The sequence below is a fragment of the Rhodopseudomonas sp. B29 genome (genome assembly GCF_000333455.1).
Classification (GTDB): Bacteria; Pseudomonadota; Alphaproteobacteria; order Rhizobiales; family Xanthobacteraceae; genus Rhodopseudomonas.
In genome coordinates this window covers 1-9,775 of record NZ_BADD01000098.1, presented here as the reverse complement: position 1 = coordinate 9,775, position 9,775 = coordinate 1, and the positions used below count along the sequence as shown (strand labels likewise).

12 protein-coding genes and 2 pseudogenes are annotated in these 9,775 nt (G+C 66.1%); 3 read left to right on the top strand and 11 right to left on the bottom strand.

The window, feature by feature from the left end; all coding sequences use genetic code 11:
• Positions 1-65: 65 nt before the first annotated feature.
• Entirely contained in the window at positions 66-1,010 is a 945-nt protein-coding gene (locus tag I5M_RS33505; RefSeq protein ID WP_022720194.1) for a pyruvate kinase, read from the bottom strand.
• Positions 1,007-1,633, bottom strand: coding sequence for a DUF1036 domain-containing protein (locus tag I5M_RS03815; protein WP_022720193.1), 627 nt, complete (start codon positions 1,631-1,633; stop codon positions 1,007-1,009). Before I5M_RS03815 ends, I5M_RS33505 begins: the two co-directional genes overlap by 4 nt.
• 191 nt (positions 1,634-1,824) lie before the next feature.
• On the opposite strand from I5M_RS03815, the gene I5M_RS03810 reads away from it, so the two are divergent.
• A complete protein-coding gene (locus I5M_RS03810; RefSeq protein WP_022720192.1) occupies positions 1,825-2,118 on the top strand; it encodes a DUF1244 domain-containing protein in 294 nt (97 codons plus the stop codon).
• Positions 2,119-2,300: 182 nt separating this feature from the next.
• Positions 2,301-2,573 carry a DUF2312 domain-containing protein gene (locus tag I5M_RS03805; protein WP_022720191.1) on the top strand — a complete coding sequence of 91 codons (273 nt, stop codon included), beginning with the start codon at positions 2,301-2,303 and terminating at the stop codon, positions 2,571-2,573.
• 70 nt (positions 2,574-2,643) lie between these two features.
• Here I5M_RS03805 and I5M_RS29135 read toward each other — a convergent pair whose 3' ends face one another.
• Genes I5M_RS29135 through I5M_RS34015 form a run of 7 tightly spaced genes read right to left on the bottom strand, consistent with a single transcriptional unit; the run spans position 2,644 to position 6,267 of the window.
• Entirely contained in the window at positions 2,644-3,075 is a 432-nt protein-coding gene (locus I5M_RS29135) for a cytochrome c (RefSeq protein WP_051048648.1), read from the bottom strand.
• Positions 3,072-3,512 (bottom strand): cytochrome c, encoded by a 441-nt coding sequence (locus I5M_RS03795; RefSeq protein ID WP_022720189.1) that lies wholly within the window; start codon positions 3,510-3,512, stop codon positions 3,072-3,074. The genes I5M_RS29135 and I5M_RS03795 overlap by 4 nt, the downstream gene beginning before the upstream one ends.
• Positions 3,509-4,054, bottom strand: a complete 546-nt coding sequence (locus I5M_RS03790) for a methylamine dehydrogenase light chain (protein ID WP_022720188.1) — start codon at positions 4,052-4,054, stop codon at positions 3,509-3,511. Before I5M_RS03790 ends, I5M_RS03795 begins: the two co-directional genes overlap by 4 nt.
• Before the next feature lie 15 nt (positions 4,055-4,069).
• A complete protein-coding gene (mauD, locus tag I5M_RS03785) occupies positions 4,070-4,672 on the bottom strand; it encodes a methylamine dehydrogenase accessory protein MauD (protein ID WP_244431926.1) in 603 nt (200 codons plus the stop codon).
• Between the two features lie 16 nt (positions 4,673-4,688).
• Positions 4,689-5,237, bottom strand: a complete 549-nt coding sequence (locus I5M_RS03780) for a MauE/DoxX family redox-associated membrane protein (protein WP_022720186.1) — start codon at positions 5,235-5,237, stop codon at positions 4,689-4,691.
• A complete protein-coding gene (locus I5M_RS03775) occupies positions 5,234-6,013 on the bottom strand; it encodes an amine dehydrogenase large subunit (protein WP_022720185.1) in 780 nt (259 codons plus the stop codon). The genes I5M_RS03780 and I5M_RS03775 overlap by 4 nt, the downstream gene beginning before the upstream one ends.
• Positions 5,938-6,267 (bottom strand): amine dehydrogenase large subunit, encoded by a 330-nt coding sequence (locus I5M_RS34015; protein ID WP_376738661.1) that lies wholly within the window; start codon positions 6,265-6,267, stop codon positions 5,938-5,940. Before I5M_RS34015 ends, I5M_RS03775 begins: the two co-directional genes overlap by 76 nt.
• On the opposite strand from I5M_RS34015, the pseudogene I5M_RS34370 reads away from it, so the two are divergent.
• A pseudogene (locus I5M_RS34370) lies at positions 6,163-6,438 on the top strand (hypothetical protein); the annotation flags it as partial. The gene I5M_RS34015 and the pseudogene I5M_RS34370 sit on opposite strands and share 105 nt — an antisense overlap.
• Positions 6,439-6,511: 73 nt before the next feature.
• Here the strand turns inward: I5M_RS34370 and I5M_RS03765 are convergent.
• Positions 6,512-8,824: a N,N-dimethylformamidase beta subunit family domain-containing protein gene (locus I5M_RS03765; RefSeq protein WP_022720183.1), complete on the bottom strand. Its 2,313-nt coding sequence runs from the start codon at positions 8,822-8,824 to the stop codon at positions 6,512-6,514.
• A 10-nt stretch (positions 8,825-8,834) separates the two neighbouring features.
• A pseudogene (locus tag I5M_RS03760) lies at positions 8,835-9,775 on the bottom strand (branched-chain amino acid ABC transporter permease); the annotation flags it as partial.

Below are 9,775 nucleotides of genomic sequence, written 5' to 3'. Positions count from 1 at the left end.
ACGCGCGCACCTCAGGATGACGACTCAGCAGGTGCAGGAAGCGCCATTTCGATCGATGAAGCGCGCTACACGATCTTGATCGACAGATCCGGCAGGCCGTCGAGCTTGGCGAGCAGCACGTCGCCTTTCACCACCGGCCCGACATTCTCCGGCGTGCCCGAATAGATGATGTCGCCGGCTTTCAGTTCGAAGGCTTCCGACAGCTTGGCGATCTGCTCGGCGACGCTCCAGATCATCTTGGAAACGTCGGAGTTCTGCCGAATTGTGCCGTTGACCGCGAGCGAGATCGCGCCCTTGTCGAAATGGCCGGTCTTGCTGGCGGGATGGATCGGCCCGATCACCGCGGCATGGTCGAAGCTCTTGCCGATCTCCCACGGCTTCTTCTCCGCCGCCATGCCGTTCTGCAGATCGCGCCGCGTCATGTCGAGGCCGAGCGCGTAGCCATAGACGTGGTCGAGCGCCTTGTCGGCCGGAATGTTGGTGCCGCCGGACTTCAGCGCGGCGACGAGTTCGACTTCGTGGTGATAGTTCTTGGTCAGCGACGGATACGGATGATCGGCGACGCTACCGATCGCAGTCACCGCGCGGTTACCCTCGGTCTCCTCGCAGATCAGCCGCACCTTGCCGTCGTCGAGCAAGAGCGCATCGCCGACCTTGAGCGCCGCGAGGATCTCCGGATGCGGCAGGTACACGCGCTCGGCGTCGCCCGGCTCCTTGTTGGAGTCGAGCACGAAACTGGCGCCGTGATTGAGCTGGACGGGGCCGTTGGCGAACGAGCCGAGCCGCAGCTTCGGCCCCTGCAGATCGACCAGGATGCCGATCGGCCGGCCGTAGCTGCTCTCGACATTGCGGATGGTCTTGACCAGCTCCCGCATCGTGTCGTGCGGGGTGTGGCTCATGTTGATGCGAAACACGTCGGCGCCGGCCTCGAACAGCCGCCGGATCATGGCGCTGTCGGAGGAGGCGGGGCCGAGCGTGGCGAGAATCTTGATGCGGCGGAGACGTCTCATGGCTTGGCGGCCGGCGCTGCGGGCGGGGTCTGAGCAGGCGGCGTCGGCACACTCGCGCCCGGCGCAGGACTTCCGGGTGTGGGCTTGCCGGGCGTGGCCGGGATGCCCGGCAGCCCCGTACCTGGTGGTGGTGCGCCCGGCAGGCCCGGCAGCTTCTGGGTGTTGGTCTCGCTGCCCTCGGTGAGCTGCACCGTCCAGGCGCGCTGGTCGCCGGTGTCGACTTCGAAGAATCCGGTGCGGTCGAAGCCGCGCGCCAGGCAATTCTCGGTGCCCTTGATGGTGAATTCCTTGTCGCGCGAGCACATGTAAGCCTGACCCGACCATTCGCCGCCGCGGTCGTAGTCGAGCGCGTAGATGTAATAATAACGCGCCACCAGCGTGCCGCGCAGCAGCGTCTCGCAGCTTCGCGACGACACGTTCCACCAGCCCTCGGTGGTCCAGCCATCGACGTCCTTGTAGCCGAGCGCGATGCCGACGCGACTGGATGTGTTGTTGCAAAGCCGGAAGTCCGCCGCAGCCGGCGCGCTGGCGCCGAGCCAGAGCACGAGGCCGAGCAAAACCGCCAGCAGGGCAGAACGGGGCAGGCCGGCAGGACGGGAAAGGCGGGAATCGGCGAGGGTCATGCAGCCAAGCTATATCAATTGACGGGCGATTTCGCGTGACACGCCATGGCGTGTCAACGCCTCCGGTGATGCCGCAGTGCGGCAGGAGGGCTGGCTCTAGCGCGGCGATGTGGCAGAATCTGCGGCGACGCCCATCTTTAGACCGACGCGGCGCCCGCGCAGGCGCTCCCAGCAGCAGAACGAGGCCATCCATGGACGACACCACCCGCACCGAACTCGAAGCGGCCGCCTTTCGCCGCCTGGTCGCACATTTGCGCGAGCGGACCGACGTCCAGAATATCGATCTGATGAATCTCGCCGGTTTCTGCCGCAACTGCCTGTCGAACTGGCTCAAGGATGCAGCCGACGCCAAGGGCGTCGCGTTGAGCCGCGACCAAAGCCGCGAGGCCGTCTACGGCATGCCGTACGAGGAATGGAAGGCCAAGCACCAGAGTGCGGCGACGCCCGAGCAGCTCGCCAAGATGGCGGAGACTCACAAGCATTGATTCGTCGCAAGCGCGACGGCCACGGTGCGGCGAATTTTTGTGGGGCCGCTGTGGATGAACGCGAAGCCGCTTGACGGAACGCGCCGCGGCGAAGACTGTCGCGCCCGACACGCGGCGCGCGGCAACGCCCGGCCGCGTCCCATCTCACGATCATTTTCGATCATCAGTGTAAGGAGTGCACGATGGCCACTGCCGCAGCAGCCGTCCAGGATGATGTCGCCCATCGCTTCGCCAAGGACCAGCTCAAGGCCATCATCGAGCGCATCGAGCGTCTCGAGGAAGAGAAGAAGACGATCTCGGACGACATCCGCGACGTCTATGCCGAAGCCAAGGGCAACGGCTTCGACGTCAAGGCGCTGCGCACCATCATCCGCATGCGCAAGCAGGACGCCAACGAGCGCGCCGAGCAGGAAACCATCCTCGAGACCTACATGCAGGCCCTCGGGATGCTGTGAGGCTGCGGGCCCGCGACAAGGGCGGCGGCTGGCGGCCCATCCTTCGAGGCTCGCCAAAGGACGGTAAAGTCTAGTACTTGACCGAAACGTTGCGGCGCGCGAGCTGGTTCTCGAGCGCCTGGCGAAGTGTGGCGATATCGTCGACCTTTGCCTTGCGCAATTGGTGCACTTCGTCGGTGGTGAAGCGCGGTGCCGGCTTGCCGGCTTCGCCCCATGTCTGCAACACGTAGTTCAGCAGCGCGGCGGTCTCGGCGTCCGGCAATGCCGCGTTCGCGACGCCTGGCACCTGGACGAGATAGAGCCGCCCTTCGGGCAGGTCGGCGAAATGGCCGACAATGCCCGGAAACGGCGGGATCCGGCCGACCTTCGAGCCGAGGCCGTCGAGGCCGTGGCAGCCGGAGCAATGCAGCCGATACAGATAGTCCACGTTGTCCCCGGCGCGCGCCGGCCCTGTCGCGCAGAGCAGCAGGGCAATCGGCAGCATGAGGAAAACGCGGCTCATGGCATCAGCCCGGCTCGCAGTTTCTTCAACTCGGCATTGCCGATCGGCTCGGCGCGAACGCGCGCAACCTCGGCTGGGGCGAACTCGACCTTTGCGCCGTTAAGGCCGAACACGTAGCTGACGACCGCAGCGACCTGTTCGTCGCTCAATTGCCGCTGCGGCGGCATAGCGCTCACGATCGTCTCGCCATTGGCGAGTGGCAACAGTCCCGATAGTCCGGTGGTGATCACGCGCGCCGGATAGTCCGGCTGTCTGGCCGCCGCATTGGCGAGGATCGGCGACACCAGCGGCGGAGCCACGCCCGGCGCACCCACGCCGCCTGCCTGGTGGCAGGCTTCGCAGACCTCCGCAAACTTCGCCGCGCCGTCCTCGGCGACGGCGCAGTGTGCGCCCACCACAAGAAATCCCGCGGCCGCGGCCGCGCACATCGCCTTCATTTATCGTCCGCCACGCCGACCAGGACCGAGACCGTGCAATGGTACATGCTCGGGGTGTTTGCCATGCACCAGTTAATGTCGTTGTGGATGCCCATGCGGTAGCCGGGCCGCTCGCCGACATTGCCGTTGCACAGGCAACGGCCGCAGGTGGTCTTGCCGCAGCAGTCGTTATACGAAACCAGATAGTCCTTGCCGTCGGCCGGGTTGTGGCAGGTGCCGACCCAGGTGACCTTCGACGGCTCGGCGCCCGGCGGGCACGCCGATACGCTGCCGCCGCAGCACGAGCACAGAAAGCCATCGAGCGCACAGTAGCGCCAGTAGTCACAGTTGGCATCGGCCGGACCCGACGCCGGCGCGCCTGCCGCGAGCGCGCCGGAGGAGCGATCGAACGGCAGGACCGGGAGTAGCGCTCCGCCTACCATCAGCTTGCCGATCGTGCTCAGCGCTGAGCGCCGCCCGATCGACTGCGCGGTGCGGCGGAACGCGAATTCGGCGGCGCGGTCGAAGGCGGCCATCAGCCTGTCGGTGAAGATGTCTGACATCAGGCGTCTCCGGACTCAGCGAGTTGGCAGGTCGTGGGCGGCATGCGGCGCGCCGAGATAGGACTGGACCGACGCGACGCCGAGATCGCTGGCGTTGAACAGGCTTTCGAGCTGTTCACGGTTGTTGATCAGTCCCTTCGCCTTGACCACGCCGGCGCCGTCGATCAGCGCCGCATAGGGCAGCCGGCTGACGCGGAACGCCATGCCGAGGTCGCGCGACAGCACGAACGGGAAGGCCTCCAGTCGGCGCTGCTTGACGAAAGCCCGATGCGCAGCTTCGTCGCCATCACCGGCCAGCACGACGTCGAGCCAGGATTGTTCGGCGGCCGCGACCGACGACAGGATCGGCAGCAGCTTCTTGCAAACCGGGCAGGTCGGCGAAACGAAGAACAATAGCTGCGATCGCTGCGATGGCGTGCCGATCGCGATGGCCCGGCCGTCGAGCGCGGTGAGATCGAAGCGATCGACCTTGCTGCCGATCGCGGGGCCGGAGTCGGTCATCAGTGCGCCCATCGGCGCGATCCGCTCGAACAGAATTCCGACCTGGCGGGCCAGCGCGAACACGGCGATCGACAGCGCGATCACCAGGGCCCACAACAATGCGAACGCGACCATCATTCCGTCCATCGTGACCTCACGAATGCGAGTTGGAGTCGAGACGCCGGATCGCGGCGGCGGTGCCGATCATCTTCTCGGCGATCACAAGCAACAGAAACAGCACCGCAATCGCGAGTGCGCCGACCGTCATGTCGGCCCAGCCCAGGCTGCGCGGCGACTGCGGCAGCAGCAGCGCCGCTCCCGTCAGCACCAGCACGGCGTTGCGGACGACCAGTCCCCAGCTCACCGGCTGGCCGTCGCCCCCGCAGCCGCACTCGATCTCGGTGCGGCCGGCCCGCAGTGCGCCCACCATCGCCAGCGCGTACAGACCGAACAGCACGCAGGCGGTCACCGCGCCGGCGGCGCGGGTCCAAGGCAGCAGAAGACAGCAGATCGCCGCGATCTCTGCTGCGAGGAGCACCGGCGCGATCAACGGGACGGCTGCATCGGGGAGCAGGCGATAGTCGCCGAGATTAGCGACGTAGAGGCCGTAGCCGGACAGCTTCTCGACCGCGGCGCGCGCCAGCACCACGACGATCCAGCCGGTCGCGACCAGATACAACAGCGGATCGAGGTGCCAGCTCATCGCGGCGCCTCGATCAGGGCGGCCGTCTCGCCGAGCTTGATCTCTCCGCCCGGCGACACCCGACGCGACGCCGGATCGACCGACAGCCGCTCGATCTTGAGATCGACCGGATTGATGCCGAACAACATGTTCGGATCGGCCGCCGACAGCGTCAGCGATGTCAGGTTGGCGATCGGCGATCGCGCCAGCAGCCGCTTGCCGCGGAAATCGTAGGCCCAGATCTCGTTGCTCGGGTTCTTGTGCGCACCGTCGGTGTCGCCCGAGTGCATCAGGATGTAGGCGATGCCGGCTTTTGCGTCGACGGCGAACGGCTGGTAACCGCCCGGCGCCCAGCCGGTGGCATCCGCCGGAACCAGGTCGAGCTTTTCGGTGACGTTCGCAGTCTCGCCATCGAGCGCCATCCGTATCAGCTTGCCCTTGAAGCTGAGGAATACGTAGCCGTCCTGATCGCGCTCGGCATGGGTGAACAGAGGATCGGTGCTGGCGTCGAACAGTTTGGCGCTGGCCTTGCGTGCGGCCGATTTGAGATCGGCTGCGACCGTGTAGGTGCCGACCGTGCCGTCGCCGCACAACGTGCTGAACCGCAACGGGGTCGCGAGGGCCGGGTAGAGGCCGTAACAGCCGGGCGCTGGAACTTCGAGCTCCTGCTTGCTCGAGATATCGACGACGCTGACCGAGGTCGCGGGCGTCGCATTCTGGATCAGGAGCAGATTGCCGTCGCTCGAGCGCTGGAACAGGCTGCGATAGGGCAGCGCCTGGGCGCGATGGGTCGACACGGGAATCTCGTCGACGGCCCTTCAGGGTCTGGTTGTTGGACCCCCTGAATCACATCGGTGCGTTTGCCTCGGGTCAGCCGCTCGTAGAAAGTGGTGGCGATGTACACGAGATGCTTCTCGTGTGCCGCCAGCAGCATCCCGGCGAAGCCGGATTCCATCATGCCCTTCAGGCTCATGTCGGCGGCGTCGAGCACGTAGACGCGGCCGTCGACCATGTGCGGCAAGGCGGGGTCCGCAACATAGACCCGCTGCATCGCGGCCGGGATGGTCGTCGTCGACAGCGTGTCCGGCTGGAATTCAGCCGCGGCCGCCGAGGTGCTGCCGAGAAGCAGTACAGCGCACGCGATCCGGGCCGGCCGGAATGGAGATGCTGTCATCCCGTTGCTCCACTGGCACCTGTGAGGCGCCTGACCAAGTCTGTGTAGTCCCGGACGATAAGTCGGCCGCAACCCGGCCGGAATGATGCAAATGCATCACGGCTGCCGGGCGTCACTTCGCTCATCGCCACAGTTTCTCTTCGCCGATGAATTCGGTCCCCGGCAGCTTGCCGGGCTTGCTGAAGGCGTTCAGCACGTTGCGCATGAAGGTCGCGACGTTGTTGTCGCCGTCTCTGACCGGCAGAGCCTGGCTCCAGGCAATCGAGCCGATCGACAGGCAGGCGCCGTCCTTCGCGGTCGTGAAGTAAGTCATGTCGGCACGGATCATCGGATCCTGGGTGCCGCCGCGGCCGGGGAACGAGTAGGTGATTTCCTCGGAGACCAGCGGGTAGTTGTCGGAGTGGCCGTGCGAGGATGCGAGCAGCAGCGCATGCGGCGGGGTGCCGAGCGCGAGATCGTAGCGGTCGATCTCGATACCGGCGGCGCCGCCGAGGCCGAGCCCGAAATCGCCGATCTTCTCGGTGTCGCCGATGCCCTCGAACATCCAGGCCACGCGGCGATGGAACGAGTCGGGCATCCGTTCGAACGGCTGGCTCTCGTCCATGCCCTCCGACGTGAAGCCGACGCCGACGATCTTCTGCGGCGCGCGGCCGCGCGACCGCCACAGCCCCGACCGCTCGCCGGTCGAGACCAGATAGGCTTCGCCGGGATCGGCCTGCCAGGCGCGCGAGCCGTTGTCGAGCTTGCGCACCTCCATACAATGCGGCTCGCCTTCGCGCAGCCCCGACACCCAGTAATAGCCGTTGCCGCCCGCATAGATCACACGGCCGCCGCCGCGCAGATAATCCTCCGTCGCGTCCATCATCCGCTCGGAGTAGTATTCCGGATGGGTGCAATTGATCACGGTGCGATACGGACTGATCGCGTCCCGGCCTTCGGCGTGCAGATCGTGATCGGTGACGATCTCGTAGTCGAAGCCGGCGCGCTCTAGCCACCACAACAGCGACAGGTCGGCCGGCAGGCCCCAGGTCACGCCCGTGGCGGCGGACCGATGGCGCGGACGCACGTTGACGATCGGCCGGCGCCACGACGAGTAGCAACAGCCGGCGCCGTCGGAATGGTGGTCGTAGGTCGACAAGCCGAATTCCTGCAGCTTGTAGAAGTCGACGTCCTCTTCGGTGAAGATCGGCGTGTGGGCGGTGATTGCCTGGGCGATCGGCGCATCGAAGCCGAGGCGCTCGTTGGCATAGGCCAGATAGGTGAACGTCGGCATCAGCACGGCGATCGGCGCGCGGGGCTCCGCCGCCCGCACGAAGAACGGGATGTGATCTTCGGTTTCCCCGGCGCGCAGCCGTAGCGCATACACGCCGCTGCGGAGCGTCTCCGGCAGGCGCAGCTTGACCGTGGACGACCACAGGCAATCGGTCACGGTGTCGTCGTGGAAGACGATGCCGCCGTATTGTTTGGGATCGAGCCGGTAGCTGTCCTCGCGGCCGTTCCAATTCCAGCCGGTCATGCCGCGCACCGGCCGGTTGACGCCCTGCGCATGCAGATGATGCGGGCCGATGTCGACGATGGTGTCGCCGATGCCGCGATCGGTATAGCCGGCCGACGTGTCCCAATGCGCCCGGATCGCGTCGTGCGGCGGCAACTCGCCACGCGCCAGCGCTTCGACCGCATCAGGCGGCAGCGCCTTGTTGGCCACGCCGGCGCGGTCGATCTTGCCCGAATACAGCATACCGACGAAACGGCCGCGGCGGTCGTTCTCCTCGCTGGCGCCGGCCCAGAAGAACGGCACCGACGGACCGGGATCGGCGGGCGCAACCCGCATCGTTTCGATCACGCGTGAATCGTAGTCGAACGGCACCACCGGCCCGAGCAGCGAATTGTAGCGATTGACGACGCCGATCTGGTAGAGCCGGGCCAGCTTCGTGGTGGCGTCGAAGCTCGCGGCCACGAAGTACCAGGCACGCGGGCGGAGCGGCACTTCGGCCTGCACATGGTCGATCGTTGCTCCGGAACCGACCCAGAATTCCAGCCGGCCCGAAGTGTTGATGCCGAGCCCGTAGCCCTTGCCGGACATGATGTCCCATTTGGACAGGATCGCCTGCCGGCTGCCGCCCGGCTTGGTTGGAAAAATGAAGGCGTAGATGGTGAAGTCGCCGGTCGGTGCGAGATGATGCGCCGGATCGGCGACTTCCGCATAGGAGCCGACCTGGGTGAACTGCCGCCGGACGGCGATCGTGGCAGGCAGATCGCAATCGATCTCCTGTTCGACGAAGCCGGGTCCTGCGGGGTTTTCATCGCCATGGACGAGCCGCACCAGCTTCGCTTCGGCGACCTCGGTGCCTTCGGCGGAGACCATGAAGGAAATCGTGTGGCCCGCCTTGACCGACCAGGGATCGCAGTAACCGTAGAGCTTCTTCTCTGCCATGGCGTCGGTCTCAGCTTGCGAGCAGGTCGTTGACGCGGAGCAGGAACACCGCGTGATAGGCTTCGTCGAGAGTGTCGTAGAGCTTGTCGTCGACCAGCCGCGGCGGGTGGCCGGCCCGGCCGGACAGCGCCATCACCCGGTAGCGGCAGGTGCGCAGCGGGCCGACCCTGAGGATCGCGTACTTGTCCGGCATCTCTTCGCGGCGGAAGTAATTGAGCAGCCGGTCGAGCTTGTCGGAATGCTGACCGAGCGGCTTGGCGCGATGCTCGGCGATCAGCTCCGGCGTGACCGTCGACTTCAGCGCGTCGCGCAGTCGCTTGTCGAACAGCCGCCGGTAGACCAGCTGCTTGTCTGCGATCTCGGTGGCTTCCTCGGGCATGACTTCGCCCCCTTTCTCCGTGCGTGCGGCGCGCCGTTCGCTCTTCTTGCGATTTCGAAACGCGCGGAACTGCGCCTTGATTCCGGTCAGACCGTCGCGCGCGGTGAGCGCCACCACGATCATCACGATGGTGATCAGCAGAATGCGCCCCGGCCCGAGGCCGATCAGCCCCTTGTCGATCAGCACCACGATGGCGGTGCCGAGCACGGCGCCTTCGGAGCGCCCCAGCCCGCCGATCACGATCATGGCGAACAGCAAGAGCAACTGATCCAGTGAGAACACAGCGAGCGAGATCGAGCGGTAAAACATCGCGTAGAACGCCCCGATCGCGCCCAGCGCCGACGAGGCGAGCACGAATACCCACCAGCGTGCGCGGCGATAATCGATGCCGATCGCCTCGGAGAACGCCTCGTCTTCGCGCGCGCTCTGCAGCAACAGGCCGAGCCGTTCGGTGTTGATGAGGCGAAAGACCAGCAGCGCGCACAGCAGCAGCGCGAACGCCGCGGCGAAGCCGAGCAGCAAGCCCGGACGGTGCAGATACCACTCCGCGGGAATGAAGGAATCGCACCATG